Annotated in this window: 28 protein-coding genes and 1 pseudogene; 9 read left to right on the top strand and 20 right to left on the bottom strand. The window is 71.3% G+C overall.

The features are described from left to right. Positions 1 to 27: 27 nt before the first annotated feature. Positions 28 to 1,095 carry an AI-2E family transporter gene (locus DEJ51_RS01175; protein ID WP_150255479.1) on the bottom strand — a complete coding sequence of 356 codons (1,068 nt, stop codon included), beginning with the start codon at positions 1,093 to 1,095 and terminating at the stop codon, positions 28 to 30. 135 nt (positions 1,096 to 1,230) lie between these two features. On the opposite strand from DEJ51_RS01175, the gene DEJ51_RS01180 reads away from it, so the two are divergent. Further along, complete coding sequence (locus DEJ51_RS01180) at positions 1,231 to 2,523, top strand: MFS transporter (protein ID WP_150255481.1); 1,293 nt, start codon at positions 1,231 to 1,233, stop codon at positions 2,521 to 2,523. A gap of 12 nt (positions 2,524 to 2,535) precedes the next feature. On the opposite strand, the gene DEJ51_RS01185 is transcribed toward DEJ51_RS01180, so the two are convergent. The 4 genes and pseudogenes from DEJ51_RS01185 to DEJ51_RS01195 all read right to left on the bottom strand — a co-directional run bounded on the left by DEJ51_RS01185 (position 2,536) and on the right by DEJ51_RS01195 (position 5,597). After that, positions 2,536 to 3,876: a DUF2252 domain-containing protein gene (locus tag DEJ51_RS01185; RefSeq protein ID WP_150255482.1), complete on the bottom strand. Its 1,341-nt coding sequence runs from the start codon at positions 3,874 to 3,876 to the stop codon at positions 2,536 to 2,538. 88 nt (positions 3,877 to 3,964) lie between these two features. Continuing rightward, on the bottom strand, positions 3,965 to 4,138 hold the full coding sequence (locus tag DEJ51_RS34830; RefSeq protein WP_223836256.1) for a hypothetical protein: 174 nt from the start codon (positions 4,136 to 4,138) through the stop codon (positions 3,965 to 3,967). Positions 4,139 to 4,465: 327 nt separating this feature from the next. Then, positions 4,466 to 4,582: pseudogene (locus DEJ51_RS34835) on the bottom strand (alpha/beta hydrolase); the annotation flags it as partial. Between the two features lie 55 nt (positions 4,583 to 4,637). Then, on the bottom strand, positions 4,638 to 5,597 hold the full coding sequence (locus tag DEJ51_RS01195) for an aldo/keto reductase family oxidoreductase (protein ID WP_223835611.1): 960 nt from the start codon (positions 5,595 to 5,597) through the stop codon (positions 4,638 to 4,640). A 115-nt stretch (positions 5,598 to 5,712) separates the two neighbouring features. Between DEJ51_RS01195 and DEJ51_RS01200 the strand changes: the two genes are divergently transcribed. Next, positions 5,713 to 6,660: an endonuclease/exonuclease/phosphatase family protein gene (locus DEJ51_RS01200; protein ID WP_190620114.1), complete on the top strand. Its 948-nt coding sequence runs from the start codon at positions 5,713 to 5,715 to the stop codon at positions 6,658 to 6,660. Here the strand turns inward: DEJ51_RS01200 and DEJ51_RS01205 are convergent. From DEJ51_RS01205 to DEJ51_RS01215, 3 genes are all read right to left on the bottom strand, one after another. Further along, positions 6,644 to 8,152 carry a hypothetical protein gene (locus DEJ51_RS01205; protein WP_150255488.1) on the bottom strand — a complete coding sequence of 503 codons (1,509 nt, stop codon included), beginning with the start codon at positions 8,150 to 8,152 and terminating at the stop codon, positions 6,644 to 6,646. The two genes, DEJ51_RS01200 and DEJ51_RS01205, sit on opposite strands and share 17 nt — an antisense overlap. Continuing rightward, on the bottom strand, positions 8,145 to 11,930 hold the full coding sequence (locus tag DEJ51_RS01210) for a bifunctional glycosyltransferase family 2 protein/CDP-glycerol:glycerophosphate glycerophosphotransferase (protein ID WP_150261618.1): 3,786 nt from the start codon (positions 11,928 to 11,930) through the stop codon (positions 8,145 to 8,147). The genes DEJ51_RS01205 and DEJ51_RS01210 overlap by 8 nt, the downstream gene beginning before the upstream one ends. 357 nt (positions 11,931 to 12,287) lie before the next feature. Continuing rightward, positions 12,288 to 13,433: a hypothetical protein gene (locus DEJ51_RS01215; protein WP_190620117.1), complete on the bottom strand. Its 1,146-nt coding sequence runs from the start codon at positions 13,431 to 13,433 to the stop codon at positions 12,288 to 12,290. A 252-nt stretch (positions 13,434 to 13,685) separates the two neighbouring features. On the opposite strand from DEJ51_RS01215, the gene DEJ51_RS01220 reads away from it, so the two are divergent. The 3 genes from DEJ51_RS01220 to DEJ51_RS01230 are packed head-to-tail and all read left to right on the top strand — an operon-like array spanning position 13,686 to position 16,082. Beyond that, positions 13,686 to 14,891 (top strand): sensor histidine kinase, encoded by a 1,206-nt coding sequence (locus DEJ51_RS01220; RefSeq protein WP_150255492.1) that lies wholly within the window; start codon positions 13,686 to 13,688, stop codon positions 14,889 to 14,891. Further along, positions 14,888 to 15,553 (top strand): response regulator, encoded by a 666-nt coding sequence (locus DEJ51_RS01225; RefSeq protein ID WP_150255493.1) that lies wholly within the window; start codon positions 14,888 to 14,890, stop codon positions 15,551 to 15,553. The genes DEJ51_RS01220 and DEJ51_RS01225 overlap by 4 nt, the downstream gene beginning before the upstream one ends. Positions 15,554 to 15,608: 55 nt before the next feature. Then, complete coding sequence (locus DEJ51_RS01230; RefSeq protein WP_223835612.1) at positions 15,609 to 16,082, top strand: NUDIX domain-containing protein; 474 nt, start codon at positions 15,609 to 15,611, stop codon at positions 16,080 to 16,082. 84 nt (positions 16,083 to 16,166) lie between these two features. Here DEJ51_RS01230 and DEJ51_RS01235 read toward each other — a convergent pair whose 3' ends face one another. Then, positions 16,167 to 16,532, bottom strand: a complete 366-nt coding sequence (locus DEJ51_RS01235; protein ID WP_150261619.1) for an ArsR/SmtB family transcription factor — start codon at positions 16,530 to 16,532, stop codon at positions 16,167 to 16,169. 179 nt (positions 16,533 to 16,711) lie between these two features. Then, positions 16,712 to 17,086: a hypothetical protein gene (locus DEJ51_RS01240; protein ID WP_150255496.1), complete on the bottom strand. Its 375-nt coding sequence runs from the start codon at positions 17,084 to 17,086 to the stop codon at positions 16,712 to 16,714. 311 nt (positions 17,087 to 17,397) lie between these two features. On the opposite strand from DEJ51_RS01240, the gene DEJ51_RS01245 reads away from it, so the two are divergent. Further along, complete coding sequence (locus DEJ51_RS01245) at positions 17,398 to 17,673, top strand: SHOCT domain-containing protein (protein WP_150255498.1); 276 nt, start codon at positions 17,398 to 17,400, stop codon at positions 17,671 to 17,673. Here the strand turns inward: DEJ51_RS01245 and DEJ51_RS01250 are convergent. Next, positions 17,654 to 18,691: an ArsR/SmtB family transcription factor gene (locus DEJ51_RS01250; protein ID WP_223835613.1), complete on the bottom strand. Its 1,038-nt coding sequence runs from the start codon at positions 18,689 to 18,691 to the stop codon at positions 17,654 to 17,656. The genes DEJ51_RS01245 and DEJ51_RS01250 overlap by 20 nt on opposite strands. An 82-nt stretch (positions 18,692 to 18,773) precedes the next feature. Between DEJ51_RS01250 and DEJ51_RS01255 the strand changes: the two genes are divergently transcribed. After that, positions 18,774 to 19,676, top strand: coding sequence for an oxidoreductase (locus DEJ51_RS01255; RefSeq protein ID WP_150255500.1), 903 nt, complete (start codon positions 18,774 to 18,776; stop codon positions 19,674 to 19,676). Between the two features lie 93 nt (positions 19,677 to 19,769). Here DEJ51_RS01255 and DEJ51_RS01260 read toward each other — a convergent pair whose 3' ends face one another. The 3 genes from DEJ51_RS01260 to DEJ51_RS01270 form a co-directional block, all read right to left on the bottom strand. Beyond that, complete coding sequence (locus DEJ51_RS01260; RefSeq protein ID WP_150255501.1) at positions 19,770 to 20,414, bottom strand: DUF6461 domain-containing protein; 645 nt, start codon at positions 20,412 to 20,414, stop codon at positions 19,770 to 19,772. Between the two features lie 89 nt (positions 20,415 to 20,503). Then, the gene (locus DEJ51_RS01265; RefSeq protein WP_150255503.1) at positions 20,504 to 20,752 is read right to left on the bottom strand and encodes a hypothetical protein; all 249 of its coding nucleotides are present in this window, start codon (positions 20,750 to 20,752) and stop codon (positions 20,504 to 20,506) included. 36 nt (positions 20,753 to 20,788) lie between these two features. Continuing rightward, a complete protein-coding gene (locus DEJ51_RS01270; protein WP_150255504.1) occupies positions 20,789 to 21,295 on the bottom strand; it encodes a hypothetical protein in 507 nt (168 codons plus the stop codon). Between the two features lie 229 nt (positions 21,296 to 21,524). On the opposite strand from DEJ51_RS01270, the gene DEJ51_RS01275 reads away from it, so the two are divergent. Together DEJ51_RS01275 and DEJ51_RS01280 are read left to right on the top strand one after the other, a co-directional pair. Continuing rightward, on the top strand, positions 21,525 to 22,409 hold the full coding sequence (locus DEJ51_RS01275; RefSeq protein ID WP_150255506.1) for a serine protease: 885 nt from the start codon (positions 21,525 to 21,527) through the stop codon (positions 22,407 to 22,409). 68 nt (positions 22,410 to 22,477) lie between these two features. After that, a complete protein-coding gene (locus DEJ51_RS01280; protein ID WP_150255508.1) occupies positions 22,478 to 22,870 on the top strand; it encodes a toxin Doc in 393 nt (130 codons plus the stop codon). Between the two features lie 10 nt (positions 22,871 to 22,880). On the opposite strand, the gene DEJ51_RS01285 is transcribed toward DEJ51_RS01280, so the two are convergent. From DEJ51_RS01285 to DEJ51_RS01310, 6 genes are all read right to left on the bottom strand, one after another. Continuing rightward, positions 22,881 to 23,267: a hypothetical protein gene (locus DEJ51_RS01285; protein WP_030725700.1), complete on the bottom strand. Its 387-nt coding sequence runs from the start codon at positions 23,265 to 23,267 to the stop codon at positions 22,881 to 22,883. 378 nt (positions 23,268 to 23,645) lie between these two features. Next, positions 23,646 to 24,563, bottom strand: coding sequence for a MurR/RpiR family transcriptional regulator (locus DEJ51_RS01290; protein ID WP_150255510.1), 918 nt, complete (start codon positions 24,561 to 24,563; stop codon positions 23,646 to 23,648). 66 nt (positions 24,564 to 24,629) lie between these two features. Then, a complete protein-coding gene (locus DEJ51_RS01295) occupies positions 24,630 to 25,262 on the bottom strand; it encodes an NADPH-dependent FMN reductase (RefSeq protein WP_150261621.1) in 633 nt (210 codons plus the stop codon). A gap of 195 nt (positions 25,263 to 25,457) precedes the next feature. Then, a complete protein-coding gene (locus DEJ51_RS01300; protein ID WP_150255512.1) occupies positions 25,458 to 25,799 on the bottom strand; it encodes a TcmI family type II polyketide cyclase in 342 nt (113 codons plus the stop codon). 20 nt (positions 25,800 to 25,819) lie between these two features. After that, positions 25,820 to 26,299: an SRPBCC family protein gene (locus DEJ51_RS01305; RefSeq protein ID WP_150255514.1), complete on the bottom strand. Its 480-nt coding sequence runs from the start codon at positions 26,297 to 26,299 to the stop codon at positions 25,820 to 25,822. A 1-nt stretch (position 26,300) separates the two neighbouring features. Beyond that, positions 26,301 to 26,555 (bottom strand): acyl carrier protein, encoded by a 255-nt coding sequence (locus DEJ51_RS01310; protein WP_150255515.1) that lies wholly within the window; start codon positions 26,553 to 26,555, stop codon positions 26,301 to 26,303. Positions 26,556 to 26,595 lie beyond the last annotated feature (40 nt).

Raw genomic sequence — 26,595 nt, forward strand, 5'->3', positions numbered from 1 at the left:
CCACCCGCCCGCCGGGCGCCGGGCCTCTCAGTCGTCGTCGACCGCCGGGCCCACGTCCCCGCGACGGGCGTCGCGCAGCGCCGTGTGCACCGACCAGGTCACCGAGACCAGCGGGACCGCGACCACCGCGCCGACCACCCCGGCGGCGATGGCCCCGGCGACCACCGAGATCGCCACCACCAGGGGGTGCAGCCGCACCGCCCTGCTCATCACCAGCGGATGCAGCAGGTGGCCCTCGATCTGTCCGATGATCACGATCAGCGCGACCACCAGGCCCGCGACGAACGGCCCCTTCGCGGCGAGCGCGACCACCGCGGCGACCGCCAGCGCGACCGGCGATCCGATGAGGGGGATGAAGGCCGCGAAGAACTCCAGCAGCGCCAGCGGCACGGCCAGCGGTACCCCGAGGAAGTACAGCGCCACCCCGACCAGGATCGCGTTCGTCGCCGCGACGAGGACGATCCCGCGGGTGTAGCCGGTGAAGGTGCGCCAGGCCGCGGCGCCCGCGATGCCCAGGCGGGTGCGCACGGACGGGGGCAGCTGCGCGCAGAACCAGGACCACTGCCGGTCGCCGCCGTGCAGGAAGAAGAAGGAGCAGAAGACCGCGAGCGCGAGCACGGTCAGGACGTGCACCAGGCGCCCGGCTCCGCTGACCGCCTGGCTGAGCAGCGTGGAGCGGTGGCTCGACAGGTACGCGCCGATGCGGGACTGGAGGTCGGTGAGCGCGTTCGGGTTCAGCCGGAAGGGCGGCCGTTCCAGGTACTTCTCGATGCTGGAGAGTCCTTCGCGGAACTCCCGGGCCAAGGTGGTGCTCTCCCCGGCCACCGCCGTGCCGACCAGGGTCAGCACGCCCAGCAGGACCAGCGCGCTGCCGAGGAGGACGACGGCGACGGCGACCGAGCGTGGCAGGACGCGCGCGAGGCGCCGGGTGGGCCACCACAGCAGGGCGGTGACGACGAGCCCGAGGAAGAGGGCCACGGTGATCTCGTGGAACCGTCCGAGCACGGCGAAGAGCGCGTAGACGGCGGCGCCGACCACCAGCAGGCGCCAGGCGTACGACGCTGCCGTACGCAGGAACGCTGACACCGGCGGCATGACCCATGGGTGCCACCGCGGGCCCGTCATGCCACGCGCCCGGCCACGGATTCGCCCGTCCGTGCGGGATCCGGTGGGGCCGGTGCGCGGAAAATCCGTTGCCGCGGCCGCCGGGTCAACGGACGATGGCATCTCGTGAGCACTTCCCGATGGTCCGCCGTACTGCCCGATTTCGCCCCGTTCCGATCCGGCCGGGACTTCAGGCTGCTCTTCTACCAGGGCACGGTGACGTACTTCGGTTCGTTCATGGCGATGATCGCGCTGCCACTGCAGATCAAGCACCTGACGGACTCGCCGATGGCGGTCGGTGCGATGGGGGCGGTGGAGCTCGTCCCGCTGGTGGTCTTCGGGCTGTACGGGGGCGCCCTCGCCGACGCCGTCGACCGGCGGCGGATGATCCTGCTGACCGAGGCCGGACTCGGGGTGCTCGCCCTGGTGCTGCTGGTGAACGCGCTGCTGCCGGATCCGCTGCTGTGGCCGCTGTACGTGGTCGCGGCGGGGGTGTCGGCCCTGAGCGGGCTCCAGCGGCCGGCCCTGGACTCGCTGATGGCGCGGATCGTGCCGCACGACCAGCTGACGGCCGCCGCGGCGCTCAACGGGCTGCGCTACCAGTTCGGGGCGATCGCCGGTCCTGCGCTGGCCGGTGTGGTCGTCGCGTTCGCGGGTCACGCCGCGGCCTACTCCGTCACCGTCCTCGGGTTCCTCGCGTCGGTGCTGCTGTGCCTGCGGCTCAGTCCGGCGCCTCCGGTGAAGGGGGCCGAACGGCCGTCGCTGCGCGGGATCGCCGAGGGCGCGCGCTACGCGTGGAGCCGGCCCGTACTGCTGGGGACGTACGCCGTCGACCTGGCGGCGATGTTCTTCGCGTTCCCGAACGCGATCTACCCCTTCCTCGCGGACGAGCTCGACGCGGTCTGGGCGCTGGGGCTGATGTACGCGGCCGGGGCCGTGGGCTCACTGGTGCTCGGCATGACCAGCGGCTGGATGTCCCGGGTCCGCCGGCACGGGCTGCTGGTGGTGTGCGGAGCGGCGGTGTGGGGCCTGGCGATCGCCGGGGCCGGCGCGTCCTCCGGCATCTGGCTCGTGCTGCTGTGCCTCGCGGTGGCGGGCGCGGGCGACATGGTGAGCGGGCTGGGCCGGGCGACGATCTGGAACCAGACGATCCCGGAGGAGCTGCGGGGCCGGCTGGCGGGCATCGAGGTGCTCTCGTACAGCGTGGGACCGCAGCTGGGGCAGGTCCGGGCGGGCACGATGGCCGGCTGGACCGGTACCCGATCGGCGTTCTGGGGCGGCGGGCTGGCCTGTGTGGCGTCGGTGGCGGTGCTGGCGGCCCTGCTGCCGAAGCTGATCTCCTACGACGCGGACACCGACGAGGACGCGCTGCGCCGCCGGGCGGCCCGGGAGACGGAGCCGAGCGGCGCGCCGGCCTGAGGGCGGGAGCGTTCAGACGCCGGTGGTGGCGGTGATCCGTCCGTCGGCGACGGCGGCGGTCAGCAGCGCGTGGTCGGCGCGGGTCCGGTCCGCGTAGCGGAGCGCGAAGCCGGCCACGGCGCGGTCGAAGGTGTCGGCGCCGCCGAGGTAGCCCGCGATGGCTATGCGGTCGCCGGTGCGGGCGTGGGCGCGGGCCAGGGCCCTGCCGCACAGTTCGGCGTAGCGGCCGAGCAGGCCCGGGGTCATGCCGGCGACGTCGGCCGACCCCTTCATGTCGCGCAGCTGCCGGCCGTAGAAGTGGCGGCCGGCGGGTCCGGTCGTCCAGCCGAGGAAGATGTCGCCCGCGGCCTGCATCCGGCGCTGGCCCGCGACCACCCGGTGCCCTTCGTGGTCGTGCCCGTCGTCCGGGAGGTGGCCCTGCAGGACGGACGGAACGGCTTCCTTGATCTGGAGGAAGAGCGGGTCGTCGGCGTCCCGCCCGAGGAGCAGCACGATGAAGCAGCGGGTCCCCACGCTCCCGACGCCGACCACCTTGCGCGCCACGTCGGCGAACCGGAAGCGGTCCAGCAGGAGGCGGCGTTCTTCGGGGAGGGTGCTGCGGTACTTATCGAAGATCTCGTCGACCTCCCGTGAGTCCGCCCGGGCGAGGGGCTCCAGCAGCGGCGGGTCGTGGATGATCCGCCGGCGTCCGCCCTGGACCTCGGTGAGCTTGCCGAGGGCGCGCAGGCTGGTGCGGCGGCGGGCGCGCGCCAGGTTGGCCTCCACCCGGCCGTGCAGTTCGCGCTTGCGGATGAGGGGCAGCAGGTCGGCGGTGTCGGTCCGGTGGTACCAGACGTCCAGCTCTCCGAGTCCGGCGAGCTCCCGGATCGTCTCCCGGTAGGCCCGGGCCGCGCCGAGCGCCGCTCGTGCGGCGCGGTCGTCGCCGTGCCCGTTGTCGCGGGCGGCCACCACGACGCTCGCGGCGAGCCGTTTGACGTCCCATTCGAAGGGGCCGGGGAAGGTCTCGTCGAAGTCGTTCAGGTCGAAGAGCAGGGCGCGTTCCGGTGAGGCGAACACCCCGAAGTTCAGCAGGTGCGCGTCCCCGCAGAGCTGGACGGTCAGGCCGGTCTGCGGGCCGGAGGCGAGGTCTGCGGCCATGACGGCGGCGGCGCCGCGCAGGAAGGCGAGCGGCGATGCGGCCATCCGGCCGTAGCGGATCGGCAGCAGTTCGGGCACCCGGTCGACGCCCTGCCTCCGGAGCACCCCGAGGGGGTCGGGCCGGTCCGGCGGGGTGGTCCACCGCCCGTGCGCGGCGCGTCCGGTGATCTTGCGGACGGCCCGTCCGCGCCGGAGCCGCTCAGCTGGACTGGTCATGGGCCGCTCCTCGTCGCCGGTCCCTCCTCATCCTCTCCGGGCGGGTCCGGTCCCGCATGTCGCCGCCCCCGGTGCGGACGGGGCCGGCTCAGCCCTCCTGCTCGGCGAGGATCCGGTCGGCCGCGTAGTGCGGACAGTTGAGGGTGTGCCACGTGACCGACAGTGACCCCGTTCCGGTCCGTAAGGTGCGCACCACTCCGTCGGCGGCGGTGGCCTTGCAGAAGGGGCACATGAGGGTCTCCGGGCGCAGTAGATCGAACATGCCGTGTCCTTCCCGCAGCTTTCTCACACCGGACCAGTCCAGAACTATCAAATCCGGCGCCATTCGGCCGCAGTACCCACAAGTACGGATGGATATCCGGGGCCATGACCGTACGGAGCGTGCGAGGGGACGGGAGGGGGAGGCGTCCACGGGCGGCGTCCGGGCCGGTGAGAAGCCGTGTGGCACCCGGAGTCCGCCTTCGGACCGGGTACGGGCGGCCGGATCCGGCGTCACCCCGCCGAACGGGTGACGCCGTACGGGTTGCGCGGTAGCGAGGCGGTGACGGAGAGGTGGGCGGGCGCCGTCTCGGTTCGCGCAGTCCGTGTCCCGGGCCGGACGGCGGCCGCTCGTGAGGAACTCGGTGACGGCCCGGTTGCCACAGGCACTGCCGTTGCCGGGGTACAGCCCGTGGCCGCCCTGCTCGACGGTCACTTCGGGCCCCATCCGGCCTGCCGGTCGGCCGCCGGTGCGGCTGGCCCCGCCCCCGTACCCGGCCCGCTCAGGGCAGCGGCACGCCCCGGGCGGTGATCCAGAGCTCGTACCACTCCTCGTGCGTGAGCTCGGGCTCCCGCAGCGCCGCGTCGCGGCAGGCACGGATCCGCTCGGGGCGCGCACTGCCGACGACCGGTGCGACGGCGGCGGGGTGCCGCATCAGCCACCAGAGCAGGACCGACTCGGGCGTGGTGTTCTTCTGCCGGGCCAGCTCGGCCAACAGCTGCGCGGTGGCCCGCTCGGCGGGCGTCTCCTCGCGGCCGGTGAAGCGGCCCTGTGCCAGGGCGCCCCAGGCCTGGAGGCGGATTCCGTGGTCGCGGCAGTGCTCCAGCGTGCCGAACGGGAACCCGTTCTGCGCCGCTTCGGGGGTGTTGACCAGGACTCCGGCCTCGACCCAGGCACGGCTGTGCAGGCTCATCTCCAGCTGGTTGGCCACGAGCGGCACGTCGAGCCGGGCCTGGAGGTGGGCGATCTGCGCGGCGCCCATGTTGGACACGCCGAAGGCCCGTACGAGGCCCTGGCGGTGCAGGGACGTCAGCGCCGAGGCGATCGAGTCCACGTCCGCCAGCGGATCGGGGCGGTGCAGCAGGAGGACGTCGATCACATCGGTCCGCAGCCTGGTCAGGCTCTCCTCGACGCTTCGTGTGATGCTCTCCCCGCGCAGGTCGTACATCCCGGGGCGGTCCTTGTCGCCCAGCCGGATCCCGCACTTGGTCTGGAGGGTGATGCGCTCGCGCAGCCCCGGCGTGCGTGCGAGCACCTCGCCGAAGACGGCCTCGGCCTTCCCGTGCCGGTAGATGTCGGCGTGGTCGAAGGCGGTGATCCCGCTGTCGAGGGCCTCGGCGACGGCCGCCTCGGCGGCGTCGATGTCCGCGGGCCCGTACGGCTCGGGGTCCCAGCTCCCGCCGAGGCCCATGCACCCGTACAGCACCCGCTCGCCCCTGGGGATCGCATCTACGTTCGTCACCACCCCACCCTAGGGGGTGTCCGGGGGTGTCCCTCCCGGCAGGCGGCGAGGACGCCGGGCCGTTCGCACCGGGCCCGATGCACGGTCCGGCCGGGTCATGGCCAATGATGTCCGGATGCAGAGACACATGGAGACCGTGCGGCGGTCGCTCCGCCGCCGGTTCGGCCGCACGGCGGCGACCCTGGGCCTGTTGACCGCCGTGGCGTGCACGTCGGCGCAGACACCGGCTTCGGTCGCCGGTGCCGGGGCGGGCGCCGGGACGGCCGACCAGGTCTCCGTGGCCACCTGGAACATGTGCGGGGTGCGGCAGTGGAGCTGCGAGAAGACCGGGGGTCCGAAGGAGAAGCTCCAGCAACTGCGCGACCTGGTCGGTGATTCGGACGTCCAGGTCCTGCTCCTGCAGGAGGTGTGCTCCGAGGACCTGCTCTCCTTCGCCCGCAGCCTCGGCCCTCAGTGGAACTCGGCCTTCGAACCGTATGCCGAGGTCGACTCGGCGGGCCGCCGTGCGGCCGTCGACTGCACCGGGCAGGGCCGGGGTCAGGCCGGCTACGGCCTGCTGGCGGGCTCCCCGCTCACCGACGTGGAGGCGATACCGACCGAGCAGCCGACGGTGGGACTGCACCGCGGGATCCTGTGCGCGCGGGTCCCCGCCCAGCGGCTGCGGGTGTGCAACGCGCACCTCTCGCTGCGGGAGAGCGACGACGAGCACCCTGACTGGGACTTCCGCGACGACCAGCTGAGCTCGCTGGTCGCCGCCGCGTCGACGGACGCCGCCACGGTCTTCGGCGGGGACTTCAACTCCCCGCCGCCGGTGGGCGACCGGAACACGTCCGCCTGGATCTGGCCGTCGGAGGCCTACGACACGTACCGCGAGTGCGATCAGAAGGGCGACTCCCGGAAGGGCAAGGCCACCCACAAGGACGGTACGAAGATCGACTACCTGTTCACGCAACTCCCCCGCACCGCGTGCAAGGTGGTGGACACCAAGGCGTCGGACCACCGGCCGCTGGTGATGCGGGTGAGCCGCCCCCAGGACCCGGCCACGGTCAGTACCGTGGGTTGAAGAACGCCCCCTGCGCCGGGACCGGGTAGGAGTTCATGATCAGCGTGAAGGGGACGGCCGTCCAGGGCGAGGCGTTGCCGGCGGCGTCCACCGCGATGGCCTCGACGAAGTGGTCGCCCTGGTTCCAGGCCCAGCCGGGCTCCCACACCCAGCTGCCGTCGGCCCGCACCTCGCACGTTCCGAGGGCCGCTCCGCCCTCCTGGAAGTCCACGCGGACGGCGCCCGGGGCGTAGCCCGCGAATCCGACGGCGGGACCCGGCAGCTGCTGGTGGGCGGCCGGGGCGGTCACCGACAGCACGAGGCGCTGCGCCGGCCGGGGCATCGGCGCGGGCGCGGGGTCGTACTCGGGCAGGTCCGCCGACGCGTTCTCCACGGCCGTGAAGACCACTTCGGTGCGCTCGGTCTGGTAGTTGTTCGCGTCGGCGCCGAAGAGCCTGATGACGTGTCTCCCCTTGGCCCACGGGCTGGTGCGCTCCCAGACCCAGGTGCCGTCGGCGGCGACGGGCGCGGCGCCCTGGTACTTGCCGTCCTGCCAGAAGCTGACCCGCACGGCGCCCAGGGCGGTGCCCGTGAAACGGACGGTGTTGGCGGGCACCCGCTCGTCGGGTGCCGGCGACAGCACCACCGGCTTGGGGAAGGAATCGCCCTTCACCTGCGAGGTCTGTGTCAGGTAGGCGTCGATCGCCGAGGTGTCGCGCTCCGGCTGCTCGAAACCGTTGCGGACCATTCCGAACCGCGGGGTGATGCCGTCGACGAGAAGGTTCAGCAGCCCCATGATGGTGGGGAGATTGCGCAGGGTGACCTTCCCGTGGTCGGTGATGAGGGAAGAGTCGTTGTAGACGAAGTTGAAGTTCTCACGGCCCTGGAACAGCCCGATGAACGGTTCGACCTGCCGCTTGTACTGCTCGTCCTGGGGCGACGTGATCATGTAGATGTTGGCGGAGTGGTTGGCGCCGCTGCGCACCAGGTCGGGGAGGACGGAGTCGAGGGTGTGCACGTTCTGCTCCGTCACCTCGCCCATCATCACCTTGGCCGCGCCGGGGATGCCCTCCTTGACGTACGTCCCGATCAGGAACTGGGGGACGCTGGCCACGATGTTCCTGAAGCCGTACTTCAGCCCGAAGAACAGGGCCGCGCTGCCCCCCTTGGAGCTGCCGAACATGGTCACCTCGTCGGGCGACAGGGACAGGGCACCCATGACGCGGGAGATGAGCCCTACGACGGACTGCTCCAGGGAGAAGTCCATCCCCTTGCACAGGTAGTAGGTGTTGGCACCGTCGAACAGGTCGCGGACCCAGAGGATGTTCGACCGGACCTTGTCGAGGACCCCGTTCGACCAGCCGTACTCACCGGGCGCGGTGAAGTTCGCGAAGACGACGACCAGATGGCGGTTGCCGTTCCTCGCGTGGGAGAACCGGTACTCGATCGGCACCGCCCCGGCGGTGTCCACGCCGGTGAAGACGCGACGCGCGTTCTGGGCTGCCTTAGACATGCTCGGAATCCATTCTTCTGACGGGCTGGCGCGGCACCTGGCCGAGGGTGCCTCCGTTCCACTGACCCGACTGCCCCTGGTGGCCCGCCTGGCTCTGCTGGCCCGGCCGGCCCGGTGCCCGGGCGCCCGCCGCCCCGACGGCCGGCGCCTGGGCCCGCGCGGGGTCGAGGTCGCCTCCGGCGATCAGGATGCGGTCGGCCAGCCTGGCCGAGGCGTATCCGTCGTCCAGGTCGCAGAACTCCTGCTGGAACCAGCGGTAGCGGGCGGCGTAGCCGTGCTGGATGCTGTCGATGTTGCGGATCGCCCCGATCAGCTCCGGGGAGCTGAACAGCAGCGGACCGGGCGCGGACTGCTCGAAGTCGAAGTAGAAGCCGCGCAGGGTGTCCCGGTAGTGGTCCAGGTCGTACGTGAAGAAGAGGATCGGCCGCCCGGTGTTGACGAAGTCGAACATCAGGGAGGAGTAGTCCGTGATCATCACGTCGGCGATGAGGGAGAGGTCCGCCATGTCCGGGTAGTCGGACACGTCGTAGACGAAGCCGTCACCGGCGCCGGGCACCGGGTCCACCACGTTGGGGTGGCGCCGCACGAGCAGGACGTGGTCGTGGCCGAGCTGCGCCTTGGCCTCGTCGAGGTCGATGCGGAAGTCGAGCTTGTACTTGCCGGGCGCGTAGAACTGGTCGTCGCGCCAGGTCGGCGCGTACATGATGGCCTTCTTGCCCGGCGGCAGGCCGATGCGGCGGCGTACCTCCGCCGCCCGCTGCCCGGAGTCCGCGCGGCGCAGGATGTCGTTGCGCGGGTAACCGCTCTCGACCATCTCGCCGGGGAACTGGAAGGCCCGCTTGAGGATCGGGGTGCTGAAGCTGTTCGGGGACACCAGCATGTCCCAGTTCTGCACCTCCTTCTCCACGCGCTCCAGGTAGCGCTTGTCCGCGAAGTGCACGGCTTCGATGTCGTGGCCGATGCGCTTGAGCGGGGTGCCGTGCCAGGTCTGCACGACGACCTGCCCCTCGCGCTTCTCGAACCAGTCCGGAAGGTGGTTGTTGGCCACGACGTACTTCGCCCGGGCCATGGCCTCGTACCAGTCGGGGGACCACATGCGCACGGGCCGAGCGGTGGGGGGCACCTCCACCTGGTCGTCCCGCACCACCCACAGGTGTTCGAGGTCCAGGCCCCGGCGGACCATCTCCTCGTGCAGCGCACGCGGGCTGTCCGAGTACTGGGTCCCCTTGAAGGCGTCGAAGAGCACGGCCCGGGTCACTGGATTGCGGCGGGCCGCCGGATACGCCTTGGTGCGCATCAGCTTCTGCCGGTAGGGGCCGCGGGCCTCGTCCGGCATCGCCGAGTGGACCAGGAGGGAGAGCCGGTCGTAGGCCTCGGACTGCAGCTCGTAGCGGCGCTCGTCGCGGGCCATGTCCTGCGGCAGGGTGGGGATCAGATCCTGCGTCATCTTGATCATGAGGTCGCCGGAGCGGTCCTCGGGGGCGACCGCGGAGGGGTCCTGGCGGCGCAGGAAGAAGTCCCAGCGGCCGGAGGCCAGCGGGATGTCGCCGGCCAGCGTGCGCATCGCGGCGGGGGTCACGACGAAGCGGAACTCGTCTCCGTACCAGGTGATCGGGGCGGTGCGCTCCGCGCCGTGCGCACGGGAGCGTACGACGACGTGTGCCATGGCGTACTCGGACGCGTCGAGCATGTCCTGGGCGGCGTAGCCGACGACGACCTCAAGTGAGCCGTCCTCGCGCCAGGTGGCGGACTTGGCCAGCGGCAGGGTGTCCCGTTCGAACAGGACCACGTAGCCGGAGCCGTTGCGGTGCACGAAGACCTCGCGGTCACCGGCATCGGTCTGCAGCCCGGCCGGCATCCGGTAGTGGCCGTCGTTGGCGTCCTCCGCCATGACGGGGTAGATGGCAGCCTTGCGCCCCTCGACGTGGAACGTGGTCTTCCAGCCGTTGGCACCGGTGTTCCAGGTCTCGGGGACCCCGTCCGAGGAGTTCGTGCGGTGTCCGGGGACGAGCGCCTTGACCGGTACGCGGGTGACGAAGCGGTACCACCCCTCGCCGCCGGGCGTGAAGTGGACCCACGAGTCGTGGCGGCCGGCGCCGCTCATGCTGGTCACCCGGAACTTGCCCCACTCGGGAAGTTGGGGACCGAGGTAGACACCGCCGAGCTCGATGTGGTCGCCGACGATCCGGTGCCGGGTGATGCGGCAACGGACCCGCTCCACGCGGAGCTTGAGCTTGCCCTGCAGGAAGAGCGGTACGACGCGGGTGTTCTTCTCCACGTACCGGTAGGGCGGGTTGGCGGCGCTGCCGGCGCCGCCCCGGGCTATGCCCTTGTAGCGGAACAGGCCGCGGCTCAGGACACCGGCCGCGACGTCCCAGGTCCCTTCGACCCACTGTCCCTTGCGCTTGAGGCGGCTGGTGTCGAAGCTGACCTGGAATCCGGACCAGTCGTAGCAGTAGCGGTTCTGGTTCGAGTACTCGGTGGCCTGCGGGTAGTAGGTGGTCTTCGCCTTGGCGACGACCACGCGGCCCTGCTTCTTGTTGCGCAGCGCGATCGCCTTCATCGACATGTGCCGCTTGTGCACGTTGATGAAGCGGACGTACGCGGACCCTTCCAGGGTCAGGTGGTCGTTGTCGTCCCAGGCCGCCCGGATCAGCGAGCCGTGGAGCGAGAGTTCCTTGTCGAGCCGGTAGGCGCTCTTGTCCAGGCCGATCGAACGGTCACCGAGGTAGGGGTAGTTCAGGTAGCGGTGGAAGCGGCGCTGGACGGGCAGGGGCCCGCCCTTGCGCTCGAACTCGACGACGTCGAGCAGTTCCTTCAGGCGGCCCTCGCGCACCAGCAGCCACTTGACCCGGGCGTCTGCGGGAAGTTCCTGGATGATGTCCGCGTCGGCCTCGTCCAGGAACTCGTTCGCCCACTCCATGAAGGCGTCCTGGTACTCCTCGTCGGCGTCCGGCAGCACCTTCAGGTGCAGCATCAGGTCCGACTTCAGACAGGCCAGGTCGTACTTGCGCTTGTGCTCCGAGTAGGACCGCGCGCGGTGGCCCGCGAGGAAGCGGCTGACCGACTGGACCGCGGAGACCCGGTCCTGGAGGTTGCTGAACTCGGTGTGCCGCTGGGTGATGGAGGGGGCCGCACCACCCTCGCGCCGGCGCCAGAAGTAGACGATGTCCGTGAGGATGTCGACCTTGGCGGCCCGGAAGTGGGCGAACATGTTGACCCAGGAGTCCTCGTACATGACGCCCTCGGGGAACGCGATGTAGTGGTAGTCCCAGAAGGACCGCCGGAACACCTTGTTCCACACGGTGCGGTCGTAGATGAGGTCCGGCAGCTTGGTGATGTGCGTGCCGCGCCTGCTCTTCTGCATGGGCGCCTTGTGCAGGGGGGACTGCCACCGCTTGGTGGAGTTCATCATCTGCACGTTGCCCGAGACGAAGTCGGAGCCGGAGCCTTCGAGGGTCTGCACGAGCAGCTCGTAGGCGTACTCGGGTATGACGTCGTCGCCGTCGACGAACGCGAGGAACTCCGCCTGCGGATGAGCGGCCCGGATGCCGACGTTGCGGGCGTGTCCCGGCCCCATCGACTCCTGGCGCAGGAGCTTGAACCTGGGGTCACGGCGGGCGAAGTCGGCGGCTATGGCCGTCGAGGAGTCGGTCGAGCCGTCATCGACCATGATCACTTCGAGCGTCGAGAACGTCTGCCTGGCTATCGATTCCAGACATTCCTGGAGGTATATCTCAACATCCTGGAAAGGCACGACAACACTCAGGCGGGGCATACCTGCCACTCAGAAAGCTCCTCGATAGACACACTTCTCACGGCGCGCCGGAAGTTGCCGGGGCACGCCGCCAGACCCGCCCCTGAATCCGGTCACCCGCCGCTCCCCGAACACTCGACCCGCCCCACCGCAGTCGACCGCACACTTATACGACCTTGACAGCGTCTGCGCAGCGTAGGCCAATCGGTTAACAGCGGGCAACTGTTCACGGGCACTTCACCCGCTCAAAGCTTCACGTTTGCGAATGAGCTGCGGCTTTACACACCCGCGGCGCAGGTCAACTCCCGGCGGACCCGCGGCGAGGCACGCAAAATCATTGCATCAGTCCCCGAAGCACGGGCGTTCGGGTGAGGTGGATCACCCCACCCGGCGCCACGGACCGAAAGCGAGACCGGGGTCCGTCGGATCCTGCCGGGCGACGAGCAGCCCTCCGTCCGTGTCGATCATCGCGATCGTGACCGAGCCGCGGGCGTCGCGCGAGATGGCCGGCAGACCCGCGCACCGGTCCCCCACCGGGGCCCACCACGTGCCGTACTGCTCGCCCTCCGTCGGGTAGGCGGCGATCTCCGGGCAGCCCTCGGCGCCCCGTTGCAGCAGGACGGTGCAGTCGTACCCGTTGATGCGCGTCCGGGCGACGTCCACCGGGCCCACTCCGCCCGCGCCGCCCAGCGGCATGAGCCCGGGCGACCTGCCGGCAGGGCCCTGGGGGCGGTAGGCGATGACGCCGCCGTCCGCCGGGTGGCGCCAGAAGTAGGTGCCGGTGCCGGAACCCGTCTCGTGGGAGCTGCACGTCCCCTCGACGGCATCGGCCTCGACGCGCCCGAGCCACCTGAAGTCGGTTCCCGGCGCGTCCTGGCCCCAGTACGCGGCTCCGCCCCGGAACGGAGCCAGGAATTCGGCCCGCCCCTGGGCCGTCACCAGGGGAACGACCGCCTCGCGGGCCCATTTGCCCTGATAGTCGACCCAACTGCCCCATTTGCCGTCGTGGTGGCGGGTGCGGCCGCGGACTCCCGTGCCGAACCGGGTGGCGAGGATGTGTAGCGATCCGGTGCCGTCGGGGAGCAGGACCGGATCTCCCTGCGGGGGCCGGGGCTCCCCGCCCTCCCGCTCGCCTTCCGGGAACGGGTTGCCCACCGCGCGCCATTCGCCGAGCGGGCGGCCGGTCTGGTACTGGGCCGCGACGATCAGCTCGCTGCCGCCCGGCGCCCCGTCCCGGTGGCGGGTGCCGGCGAACCAGACGAACCCGCCGGAGTCCTGTGCCAGCGTGAACCGGCCCGCCCATCCTTCGACGGGGAACAGCTCGGGGCCCTGCCAGACGTCGGAGCCGGGCGCGGACTCGGTCCAGCGCACCAGGCCCTCGGCGCAGCTCGCGTAGGCGGTGAGCCTCCCGTCCCGCCCCAGCCGGAGCCAGCCCCGGGCCGCGTTCCCGCCGTCGGCGGCCGCGGCTATCTCGGAGCCCGGCACCGCGGGTGCGGCGGAGGCGGCATCTCGGTCCGCTTCCATACGTCCGCGTCGTGCCATGTCCTGCCCACACCTGCCCCAACTCGTACCTTTTGCCCGGCCTTACCCGGCGGGTTGATGGACAATTTACGGCAGTGGGGCAACGGGCCGGTGCCGGGGGCGCAGGTCCGCGACAGGCTCCGCTTCCGCGCCGGCGAGGGTGAAACGCCGGGTACAGGTACTACGCGGGGAGTAGTCCTGAAACGCTACGCCGGGGTGACGCGGGTGACGGCGGACGCCGTCTAGCGTGGCCGTATGGAAGAGCTGCGCGAGCGCCCGGGCCCCCCGTGGCGACGGTGGGTGGAGCGGACCGGGCGGGGCCCGGCCTGGCGCTCGGCCCTGCTCGTGGCGGTCTTCACGCAGATCGGCGCGGGGTGGGCCGCGCACGCCCAGAGCGGGCGGGTGGCCCTGGACGGCTTCGCCCGGCTCCTGCTGCTGACCGGACCCGCCCTGCTCGTGGTGCGGCACCGGTACCCGGTGGCCGTGGCGTATGGGGTCAGCGTCGTCACCCTGGTCTATGTGGGCGCCGGTTATCCCTACGGCCCGGTGTTCCTCGGTCTCGCCCTGGCCTGCTTCGCCGCCGTCGTCGCCGGACACCGCCGGGCCGCCTGGGGCGCCGCCGGCCTGTTCTGGGCCGGGAACCTGCTCATCGGGCACTGGCTCTACCGGTGGCTCCCGCCGGCCGGGGACGGCCCGGCGTCCTGGGCGCAGGAGCTGGGCGTCACCGCCTGGGTGCTCGCGGTGCTCGCCGTCGCGGAGCTGGTGCGTGTACGCAGGGAGCAGTGGGCCCGGGAACGGGCGGAGCGGGCGGCGGCCGAAAGACGCCGGGTGGACGAGGAGCGGCTGCGGATCGCGCGGGAACTGCACGACGTCCTCGCCCACAGCATCTCGGTGATCAACGTCCAGGCGGGCGTCGGACTGGCCCTGCTCGACTCCGATCCCGAGCAGGCCCGTACGGCGCTCGCCACCATCAAGGCGGCGAGCAAGGAGGCACTGGGCGAGGTCCGGCAGGTCCTCGACACGCTGCGCTCCCCCGGCGAGGCACCGCGCTCGCCCGCGCCCGGCCTGGACCGTCTCTCCGAACTCGTGGAACAGGCCGCGGCGGCCGGGCTGACCGTGGAGGTCTCGGCCGAGGGGAAGGCCAGGGCGCTGCCCCCCGGCGTGGACCTCGCCGCCTTCCGCATCCTGCAGGAGGCGCTGACCAATGTGGTGCGCCACTCCGGGTCGCGGACCGCCCGTGTCCGCCTCGTCTGGCAGCCACACGCCCTGGAACTACGGGTGGACGACGACGGCCCGGCCACCGCGGGCACCCCGGGCGGCAGCGGAAACGGGCTCGTCGGCATGCGCGAGCGGGCCGCGGCCCTGGGCGGCACCGTCGAGGCGGGCCCGCGACCGGACGGGGGCTTCCGGGTGATCGCCGTGCTCCCGCCGAAGGCCGGCGTGGTCGAGGAGGACCTGTGATCCGCGTACTGCTCGCCGACGACCAGCTGCTCGTCCGGGCCGGGTTCCGGGCGTTGCTCGACGCCCAGCCCGACATCGAGGTGGCGGGCGAGGCCGCCGACGGGGACGAGGCCGTGCGGCTGGTGCGGGAACTGCGCCCCGACGTGGTGCTCATGGACATCCGGATGCCGGTGCTGGACGGGCTCGCCGCGACCCGCCGGATCGGCGGGGACGGGTCCCTGGCCGCCGTGCGGGTGGTCATGCTCACCACCTTCGAACTCGACGAGTACGTCTTCGAGGCGATCCGGGCGGGCGCGTCCGGGTTCCTGGTCAAGGACACCGAACCGGAGGAACTGCTGCGGGCGGTCCGGGCGGTGGTCGCGGGCGACGCCCTCCTGTCCCCCGGTGTCACCCGCCGCCTGATCGCGGAGTTCGCGGCCCGCTCGAAGCAGCCCGCGGCGGCGGCCGGGCTGGACCGGCTCACCGACCGGGAACGGGAGGTGATGGCCCTGGTGGGCATGGGCCTGTCCAACGAGGAGATCGCACGTCGCCTGGTCGTCAGCCCTCTCACCGCGAAGACGCACGTCAGCCGCTCCATGGTGAAACTGGGCGCGCGCGACCGCGCCCAACTGGTCGTCCTGGCCTATGAATCCGGCCTGGTCCGCCCCGGCTGGCTCGGCTGAAGGCCCGCCGGGCGGACCATGGCACGGTCGAGTGGCGTCGAGTAGGGTCGCGACGGTGAACGCCACGCACCGGCCCGCAGTACGGGTGATCTGCCTCGATGCCGCCCAGCGCCTGCTCCTGCTCCACTGGCGTGACCCGTTCGACGGCGCGATGCTCTGGGAGCCGCCCGGGGGCGGCGTCGAACCGGGAGAGACTCCGCTGATGGCGGCCCGCCGGGAGCTGTCGGAGGAAACCGGACTGGACCCCACCGGGGTCCGGGACCGGTCCGTGCCGGTCGCACGTGACATCCGGTGGAACGGGAAGCGGTATGCCGGGTCGGAGGACTTCTTCGTGGCCCGTTTCGCCGAGGAGCGGCCGACGTTGACTCGCGCCGGACTCCTCCCCGGGGAACGGGCCGCCTTCCAGGGGCACGCCTGGGTCCCGTGGTCCGGGCTGAACGCATTGCCGGACCGGGTCGAGCCGCCGTCCCTGCTGTCCGTTCTCGCCGCCCTGGCACCTGAAGGCCCCTGGCGCGACCCGGCACGTTGAGCCGGACCGCCGTCACCGGCGTGCGCAGGGAGGAACACGTCTGCGGACAGATCGTGTCCGTACTCCCTGCGGTCCGGCCGGGGGTCAGCGGCCGACGACCTTGTCCGTGCGCTCCGGCTGTGGTCCCAGCTGCTTCAGTTCGGCCAGGAGTTCGCTCTGCCCCGTCAGCAGCTCGGTCAGGATGCGGCGCGCCGCGCGCAGGAGGTCGGCGACGTCACCGCCGGCGAGGGCGTAGCTGACGGTCGCTCCGTCGCGGATGGAAACGACGATCCCGGAGCGGCGCAGGACCGCCAGCTGCTGGGAGAGGTTCGATGCCTCGACGTCGATCGCGGCCAGGAGGTCGCGTACGGGTACGGGGCCGTTCTGCAGGAGTTCCAGGACGCGGATGCGGACGGGGTGTCCGAGCATGCGGAAGAACTCGGCCTTCGCCTGGTAGAGGGGTACCTGCATTCCCATGAGTGCTCCTGCTGTTGCTTCAAACCTTGCTGGGGGCGCGGGCTTCCAGTCGGCCGACCACCCATACATTCGTACGGACGGGCCCACGCACGCCCGGGGATTACCTGTTTCAGATGTGCCGGATTGAAGAATTCTTCAACTCATGGGCATGCGTGGGCGCGAGATTGCCCGGTTCAGAGCTCCAGGGCGGCCTCGATCCGCTTGAGCTGGTGACGGGCCATGGCCAGGTTGGACTGGGTCTTGTCGAGCACGACGTACAGGAACAGGCCGCCGTGTCCCCGGCCCTTGAGCAGCCGGATCAGGTGGTACTGACCGCCGAGGGTGATCAGGACGTCCTCGATCTCGTCCTTCAGGCCCAGCATCTCCATCGTGCGGACCTTCGCCCGGATCACGTCCGTGTTGCCCGCGGCGGCGACCGTGAGGTCGAGATCCTTGCCACCGCCGAGGGTCCCCAGCGCCATGCCGCTGGTGTAGTCGACCAACGCAGCTCCCATCGCACCCTCGATCGACGTCATCGTCTCCTTCAAAGAGACCTCAACGTTCGCCATCGGTATTCGCTCCCTTGCCTACTGCGGACCCCGCCCGGCGCTCGGTCCTGCCGGCACCGGACGGCTTGTGATCCAGACGCTACCGAGCGTGCGTGGCGGCGTACGGGGAACGGGGGATTGCGTGAAATGTGCACAACGCCCTCTCCTGACCCACGCGTACCGACTCGCGGAGGGGGCTGAGCCGGGGCCGTATCACGGGTACTCCCGTGGAAGTACCCGGGGTGCAGCCGGCCGTACGACGACCGGAGGGGGCTTTCGGAGGAGTCTCGGGGTGAGAGCGAACGTCCGTACTTCCGAGGAGACGAATCGACATGGAAACTTTCACCACACTCGCCTACGACGGACCCGGCCCGTGGATCCTGTTCCTTCCGCTGCTCTGGGCGGCGGCCGTCGTCGGTGTCGTCACCGTGCTGCGCCGTACCGTCCTGCGCGGGCGTCGCCGAGCCGCCCCGTACGGTGAGCGGTCGCCGATCGCGATCCTCGGGCGGCGTTTCGCCGCCGGGGAGATCGACGAGGACGAGTACTGGAGGCGGCTGTCCGTCCTGGACGAGCAGTTCGGCCGACCCCTCAAGGACGGGACCGCGTGACCCCGCCGGCTCCCCGTTCCGCACCCGCGCCCGCACCTGCCGCGTCGAGGAGGGCCTCGGCGGCGGCGGTGCGGGCGTAGAGCACGGAGCGGCCGGCCCGATGGGCGCTGACCAGGCCCGCCGCGCGCAGGGCGGTCAGGTACTGGGACACTCCGGCGGCCGAGAGCCCCGTGCGTCGGGCCAGTTCGGTGGTGGAGGCCGGGGTCTCCAGTTCGGCCAGCAGCCGGGTGCGGGAGCGGCCGAGTACGGCGGCCAGGGCCCCGGTCCGGCCGGCGGGCCGGGGTTCCCACAGGGAGCCGGTGCCCCGTGCCGGATAGGCGAGTTGCGGCGGCTCCGGGGGTGTCACCCGGGTGAAGGGGACCGGTCCGGTGAAGACCGAGGGGATCAGCAGGAGTCCGGCGCCCGCCGTCCCGCGGGACAGGGGCCGGTGCCTGCGGGACAGCCGAAGCGCATCGTCGCCCCAGCTCACCGAGGGATGGAGGTCGTTGAAGAGGCGCACGGCGCCCTGTTCGGCGGCCTGCCGGGCCCGGTGGAAGACGTCGGCGTCGAGCACCGCACGGATCCGTGCCCAGTAGGGCGCCAGGGCCAGCTCCCAGTAGGTCCCGATCTCCTCCGCGACCCGGGCCAGGCGGGGCACCGGGTCCGCGTACAGGGTCCGGGTGCGCGGGCCGAGGCGCCCCTGTTCCGACCGCAGCCGGTCGAGGTCCTGGCGGACCCGGGCGGCGGATGTGGCCTGGATCATGGCCAGTTCCTCCGCCAGGGAAGGAGCCGGCCCGGTGGGCGCCGGATTGAGGAAGTCGGGTACGTACCCCGAAGGCGGGACCAGTTCGGCCAGCCAGCCCCGGTCGAGGCCGGTGGCCGCCAGCCGTGGCCTCACCTGCTCGACCCAGGGCCGGTGCACGGGGGACGCGGCCCCCGAGGCCAGCAGCCGGTAGCTGGGTCCGACCTCCCACATCGGCGAGACCGCGAACCGCATCTGCGCGAGATCGCTCACGGAGAACGCCAGTTCCGCCCGCACGGCTACTCCCCTCCCGCCTCCGCGGATTCAGTCATGTCCTAATCAATGGCCTGGCAGCCTACCGGGTGGGGATCATCCGGCCATGACCTCACAGACGACGACCGCGGACGCCGCGGGCACCTGGAAACTCGGCGACCTGTTGATCAACCGCCTCGGATTCGGCGCGATGCGCCTGCCCCAGACCGGCGAGGCGTTCGCGCCCGGCGCCGCACCCCGGGACCGCGGCCAGGCGATCGCAGTGCTGCGCCGGGCGGTCGAGCTCGGGGTGAACCACATCGACACCGCCGCGTTCTACTTCTCGCCCCTGCGCTCCGCCAACGAACTGATCAGTGCGGCGCTGGCCCCCTACCCCGAGGACCTCGTGATCACCACCAAGGTCGGACCGGGCCGGGACCCGTCCGGAGCCTGGCTCGAACACGCCACCCCGCAGCTGCTGCGCGGCCAGGTCGAGGAGAACCTGCGCCAGCTCGGCCGCGACCACCTCGACGTGGTGAACCTGCGCATCGTCGGGAACGGTTCCATCGCCGAGCGCTTCGGCGCCCTGGCCGAGCTGCGCGACGCGGGCCTCATCCGCCACCTCGGCGTCTCCAACGTCACCCCCGAGCACCTCGCCGAGGCCCGGGCCATCGCACCGGTGGTCTGCGTGCAGAACATGTACGGGATCGGGGTGCGGCCCGAGCACGACGGGTTCGTGCGCGCCTGCGGTGAACAGGGCATCGCCTTCGTCCCCTTCTACTCCATCGCCGGGACCGGCCGGCAGGCGGGCGCGGGCGGAGCCGAGCACGAAGAGGTGCGCGCCGTCGCCCGGGCGCACGGCGCGAGCCCGGCGCAGGTGCGGCTGGCGTGGACGCTCCGGCGGGGACCGCACGTACTGGCCATTCCCGGCACGGGCGACCCCGGTCACCTGGAGGCGAACGTGGCCGCGGGGTCCCTGCACCTGTCGGAGGAGGATCTGGCCGTTCTGGAGGCCGCGCACCACGGCTGACCACTGCTCCCGTGTGCGGCCGCGATGCGCCGTACGGCGGGAGGGGCGCCGCGGCCGTCACCCCGTCCGTCCGCGTTGTCGGTGCGCGGCTCCTCAGCCGGAGACGGGTTCCTCCGGCACCTCGCCCGTCCGGTACTCGGCACCCGCGAGCAGTTCCCCGGTGACCCGCACGCCCGTGAGGCGCTCGGTGAGGGCGAGGACCGCCGCCTTCCCGTCGACATCGGGGTCCTCGTCACCCGTCGGGTTCAGCCCGACCTCCCTCATCAGCGGGTTCAGGTCGTCGGGGGTGCTGCCGGTCCGGTCCGCCGGCCACTCGAAGGTGACCCGCAACTCCCCGTCCTCGTACCAGTGGAAGAAGTCCATGGGCTTCCCCCCGTTGCTCGTGTGGGAGACGGCCCGGGTCCCGGCGGACAGGGCCTCCATGAGGGACGGCCGTGTGCCCAGATCACCGCCGAACTCCACGACGAGGGTCCAGTCACCGCCCTCACCGGGCACCGTGAACGCACCCGCGAGGAAGGACTCGGGCCAGTTCTCGTACCCGTCGAGGACCTCCATGTGCGCGTCGATCAGCTCGCCGAGCCCCGCACACGTCCGTCGTGGCGCGGCTCCCGCGACCGCGAACAGTTCGGCCGGGGGGAGTCCCCGCACCAGGGTCAGCGTGTATCCGGCCTCCAACCCGTACGCGAAGAAGGACGAGGAACGTATCCAGCCGTAGTCGGCCGCGGTGGCAAGGGTCATACGGCGCATCCTGCCAGGGCCCACCGACACGAGTGCGCCGACGGCACCGGCCCGGCGGCCCGGCCTCGCGGGGCGACGGGGCAGCGCCCTCAGGGGAGGTCGCCGGTCGGCGGGTCGGCCTCGTACGCGTGGGGGGTGTCTCCCTGCCAGTCCAGCAGCCCGCTGCCGCCGAGGACCACGTCGTCGGGGTCCGGCATGCCGGCCCGGCGCAGGAACTCGATGACGTCCTCGTCGGAGCGGGCCAGCCCCAGGGACTCCTCTCCGTTCGGGGTCCGCAGGGTCACCAGCCGGCCCCCCGACGGAAGGATCCGGTGCACGACGACGGGTGCATGATGCATACCCCCAGCCTCGCCCCGCAGGCCCGGACCGGCACCTCAGGGGGTGCGGCCGGCCGGGGCGGCGCGGTCGGCGCGCGTCGGGATGCGGAACGTGGAGGGGTCGGGGTAGGTGGCCTTATCGGCCCGTACGACCTCCTCGATCTCGGCCTTGAAGGCGGGCTCGAAGAAGTCGACGGCCAGCAGCAGCCGCAGTCCCTCCAGCGTCGGATCGAGCAGCGGGCGGCCCATGCGGGCACCGCCGCCCGAGATACCGGGGAAGCCGGCCCGGGCGGTCTGCGGTCTCTCGCCCGCGCGCTCGTCGAGGCCGGCAGCCGCGTAGCCGGCGATCAGCGCGAGTTCGGCGAGGTACTTACGGGCCCCGAGGGCCATCTCCTCGGCTCCCTGCAGGGTCTGGACCGAGCCGCCCGCCACCTTGAAGTCGTCGCTGATCCTCTTGAGGCCGCGCGCCTCGTACACGGCGCGCGCCTCCTCGAAGAGCCGCCCCGCCTCGTCGACCGCCTTCATCGCCGTCACCAGCTGGTCGATGTCGATCTCGCGCTTCACGTTGCCTCCAGGTCCGGAACTGTGCTGCACCGACCGTAGGAGGCGAGGCCACCGGTGCGGAACACCTGTGCGCGGTCCGTTATCCGGGCGATCGGCGCGGCCCTGAACCCCTCCCCCGGCACCCTCTTCAACTCGCCATGCGGTCTTGCGACTTGAAGACGAGGTCCCAACAATGCACATGACAACCGGAGGATCTTCGGTCGCATTGTCATCAGAGGGGAACCCCCACATGAACAAGCCTCTCACCGGCGCCTTACTCTCCCTGCTGCTGCTGGGAGCGGCGGTCACCCCGGCCGTGGCCGCGCCCACCGCACCCACCGCTGCCGCACCACCGACCACAGCCGCCGCCCCCGCGCCCACCACACCCGAAGCGGCCGCCCTCGCGGTCGACTTCGCGGGCACCGTGGCCCTCAGCAACTGCTCCGGGTCCGTCGTCCGCGCGCCCGGCTCCGCGCCGGACGACCTCGCGCTGGTCCTGTCCAACGGGCACTGCCTGGAGTCGGGCTTCCCGGCGGCCGGCGAGGTCGTCAAGGACCGCCCGTCCAGCCGCTCGTTCTCCCTGCTCAACTCGGCCGGGTCGAAGGTCGGCACGCTCCGCGCGAGCAAGATCGCGTACGCGACGATGACCGACACCGACATCTCGATCTACCAGCTGACCCGGACCTACGCCCAGATCCAGAGCCAGTACGGCATCACCGCGCTGACCCTCGACGGCGCCCGACCGGCCCAGGGCTCGGCGATCAAGGTGGTCTCCGGGTACTGGAAGCGGATCTACGGCTGCAACGTGGACGGCTTCGCGTACCGCCTCAAGGAGGGCGACTGGACCTGGAAGGACTCGGTCCGCTACACCTCCGCCTGCAACACGATCGGCGGCACCTCCGGGTCACCCGTGGTCGACACGGCGACCGGCAAGGTCGTCGCCGTCAACAACACCGGCAACGAGGACGGCGCCCGCTGCACGGTGAACAACCCCTGCGAGGTGGACCAGAACGGCAACGTGACGGTCCGCCGGGGCATCAACTACGCGCAGCAGACGTACATCGTCGTCCCCTGCATCGCTCCCGGGAACAAGATCGACCTGAACCGCCCCGGCTGCGTGCTGCCCAAGCCGTAGTCCCGCGCACATCCCCGCCCGGCCGGAAAAGCCCCACGGCCGGGCTCCGGGCGGGGATACTCGAAGGCGTGGAACTGCACATCGATCACCGCTGGCTGCTGGAGCGGCAGGAGGCCCTGTTCAAGGACGTGGCGGTGGCCGACCACTCCGCCCTGGTCGCCGCCGTGGCCCGGCACCGGGTGAACACGCCCAGCCTGGAAGTGGACACCCCCGACGCCTACTGGCGGGCGGCGGCCCTGCTCGACGCGATCGTGCTGCTGCGGCCGCTCCCCGACTCCAACGAGTATTTCGCCTACGGGGTCGCCGTCGCGTACATCGAGGCCTCCGGCAAGGCGGTGGACGCCACCTACGCGCAGTGGCGCGACCTGATCACCGACATCCGCATGCTGCGGGCCAGCGTCTTCGACGTGGCCGCCCGGCTCCGCTCCTGGGAGCCGGCGCAGCCGACGCACCCGGCGTAGGACCGCGCGGTCAGCGCCGGCGCTGGGCGGGGGTGCCGACGAGCAGCGCGTCGGACACGAGGCGTGCGCCGCGGGCGAGCCGGCCCAGCTGCTCCAGCTCGACGGCGTACATCCTGATCGAGTTCTCGATGACCGACTCGGCGATGCCCATGGTGGGGAGCTCGGCGCGGCTGGTCTGCAGGGCCGCCCGCACCGCGCGCATCTCGTGCTGCAGCTGGAGCTGGACGTGCCGGGCCAGGAGCGCGTGGTGGCGGGTGAGCGTCAGGTAGCCGCCGTAGCGGGCCGGGAGCAGATCCCGCAGCCAGCGGGTGGCCGTACGCTCCCAGTCGTGCGTCCCGGGTGCCTTGACCTGCATGGGCCAGTCAGGGCTGAGGGTAAACGTGGCCGTCTGAGGCATTCTCGTCACTTCCGAGTGGTGTCGAACTCTGATCGAGACGTATCTGGGGGGCGGCCTCGGCCCAGGGGTTGACCGAGGCCGCCATGGGCGCTCTGCGGGGATCCGAAAGCCTGGACCCGCCACGCGGTCGCGACCTGAGGAGGTTCGTCGTTCCGCGCGTACGTTCAGGAGGACATGGGGGTCCTCCCTGGCATCTGGTGGATCCGGAGCGCCGTCGTCAGTAAACATATATACCGTCGAGTAAGCAAGAGTATGAAAAATTTCATGCACGTCGGAGGCTGAATATCGCCTGGTGGAGCCCGTCCCCAGAGGCTACGGCGGCGTGCCGATCCGGCCCGACCGCCGCGACGCCCCTGATGCCCTGGTGCCCTGACGCCCCTAGAGGAAGAAGCCGTGCTGGTCGGCCACGTGCTCGTAGCTCTCCAGACGTGCCTGGGTCCGTTCCGGGTCGGCGTCGGCCATCGCCTGCAGCAGGGCCGCGGAGAGCATTCCGGGCGCCGCGTAGGAGTCGAAGACCAGCCGGGATCCCGTTCCCGCCGTCAGGGCCACGTCCGCCTCGTCCACCAGCGGCCCCAGCGTGGGGTCCGTGATCAGGACCACCCGCAGCCCCGTACTGCGGGCGGCGCGGATGGCGGCCAGGGTCTCCTTGGCGTGCCGCGGCATGGCGAAGGCCAGCACCCAGGTCCCGCCGGCCGCCCGGGACTGCAGCAGCGCGTCGAAGGCGACGCTGCCGCCGCGGGTCACCAGGCGTACGTCGGGGTGGATGCGCCGGGCCGCGTACGCGAAGTACTCCGCGAGCGAGACCGAGATGCGCAGGCCGAGGATGGTCAGCGGCACCGAGGCGGCGAGCTCACGGCCGATGTCCAGGACCTGGTCGGTGTCGGCGAGCAGCCGGCGCACGTTCTCCAGGTTCTCGATCTCGGCGTCGACCGCTTCCTGCAGCTCGTTGCGGCGGATCTGCGCCCGTGTGTCAGGGGCACCGGCGATGGCGCTGAGCGCGATGGGCTGCAGCACGTCCCGCAGGGCGGGGTAACCGCTGAAGCCGAGTGAGGCGGCGAAGCGGGTCACGGAGGGCTGGCTCACGCCCACCCGCTCGGCGAGTTCGGTGATCGAGAGGAACGCGGCCTCGGTGAGGTGGTCGATCAGGTACTGGGCGATGCGGCGCTGGCCCGGTGACAGGCGGCGTCCGTCGAAGAGCGCGAGGAGCCGGTCGGCCGGAGGACGGACCTCTTCGGACGACTGTCCCCCTGGTGTGATCGCAGCCGCTTGTGCGCGTGCCTGCTGCCCCGATGACACTCGAGGGCCTCCCTAACTCATGTCACTCGCGCTCCAACATAGCTCACCCCCTGTGGCCGATGATGATCAGTCCTGGGCGCGCGAGGTCACAGGGGCGTCGGTGCGGTCGCCGAGGAACTCGTACCAGCGCCGCTGCAGGCACAGGTAGCGGGTGTCCGCCTCGACGAGGTCGAGGAAGGAGCCGATCGTACGGGTGAGGCGCTCGCCGAGGCCCGCGTCGGTGAGGGCTCCGTCCTCGGTGAACGCCTGGTGCGCGCCCGCCAGGCTGAACATGTCCGGGTAGACGCGGGCGCCGAGGTGTTCCAGCGGCACGCGCAGGGCCCAGAGCCCGCGGTTGCCGCCGACCATCGAGGGCGAGGCCGAGACCAGCAGGGTCTGCTTGTCCTTGAAGGGCTGCGGGCGGTAGCGGGAGACCCAGTCGATGGCGTTCTTGAGCACGCCGGGGACCGAGGCGTTGTACTCGGGCGAGGCGATGATCAGCGCCTGTGCCGCCTCGATCCGCGCGCACAGCGCGCGAGCCCCTTCGGGCAGTCCCTCGCCTGCCTCGACGTCCCCGTCGTAGGGCGGCATCGGGAAGTCGCCGAGGGTGACGGCATCCGCGGTGGCGCCGGCCCGGGTCACCAGCCCCGCGACCAGCGAGCCGAGGCGGACGTTGACCGACCCGCTCCGGGAGGACCCGGACAGGACGAGCACGTGCAGGGATCCGCGAACCGCGGCGCCGTCGTGCGGACGGGCCGGATCGGTCGGGAAGTGGTCGCTGTCGGTCGGGTTCATGCCGTCTTCTCCTGCTCTCTGCTGCGATCGGCGAGGCGAGGCGGGGGTTCGGCGTCGTGGCCGGCCACGACGCGGCGGGACCCGCACACTTCGGTGTGCGGGTCCCGTCCGGGCCGCGGGTCACTTCGCGCCGGGGTTCTCCCAGCGGTAGAACTCGTGGGCCATGGCGTCCTTCGGACTGCGCCAGGTGTCCGGGTCGTGCGGACTGATGTAGGCGGTCAGCCGGTCGCTGAGATCCTTGAACTCCGGGTGCTCGGTGACCTTCGCGATGGCCGGGCCGGGCGGCCGGTCCGACTCGATCAGGTGCAGGTAGACGTCGCCGAACTGGAAGAGGCTCCGGCGCGAGACCCCTACCAGGTGCGGGAGTTCACCCGCGTCCGAGCCCGCGAAGAGGTCGGCGATGTCGGGCGCCGAACCCGGTGCCATCCGGGCGACGATGAGAGCGCGGTGCGTCTGCTTCATCCGGGTGCCTGCCTTTCGTCTCAGACCCGGCTGACGGCCGGTTCGCGGCCCTCGCGCTGGCGCTTCTCGATCTTGTCCCGGATCAGTGCCATCTGGATCGGGGAGTTGCGGTTGATGTTGTCGGTCATCCACGCGTCGTCGACGGGGGCGTCCGGCTTCATCGCGAAGTCCTGGGTCCACTTCATCCGGGTGCCGCCGGGCACCTTGAAGTACTGCCAGTGGATGTCCATGTGTGCGAACGGGCCGGTCTCCACCCGCCGGGCGCGGACCGTGAGGCCCTTGCGGTCGACGGTCCGCTCCGAGACCCAGCTCCACACCTTGCCGTTCTCGTCGGGGTGCATGGTCAGGCGGAAGCGGGTGGTGTCGCCCTTCTCCTCGATGATCTCGAGGGAGGCGTACTCGCTGAACAGCTGGGGCCAGCTGGGGAGATCGTTGGTCATCTCCCATACGACGTCCACGGGTGCGTTGACGGTGATCTCGTTCTCGGTGTGTCCTGCCATGTCAGGCTCCGGTCATCAGACTGTGGTTGACGAGGTCGAGGAATTCCCCGGGGGTCTTGCAGCGGTCGGCGTGGGTGGGCAGGGCCCGCCTCCGCCGGTTCTCCAGTTCGCCGACGATCCCGAGCAGGCCCAGTGAATCGAGGCCGTACTCGTCGAAGGCGCAGTGCGGTCGGCTCGCCAGCTCGGTGGGATCGACGCTGATACCGGCCTTCTTCATGAGGGCCGCCAGTTCCTCCAGGGTCAGCCGGTCGGACATCTCTGTTCTCCCTTCCTCCTGTGAGCAGTGAGCGGTGAGC

This window comes from Streptomyces venezuelae, assembly GCF_008642275.1.
Taxonomy (GTDB): domain Bacteria; phylum Actinomycetota; class Actinomycetes; order Streptomycetales; family Streptomycetaceae; genus Streptomyces; species Streptomyces venezuelae_E.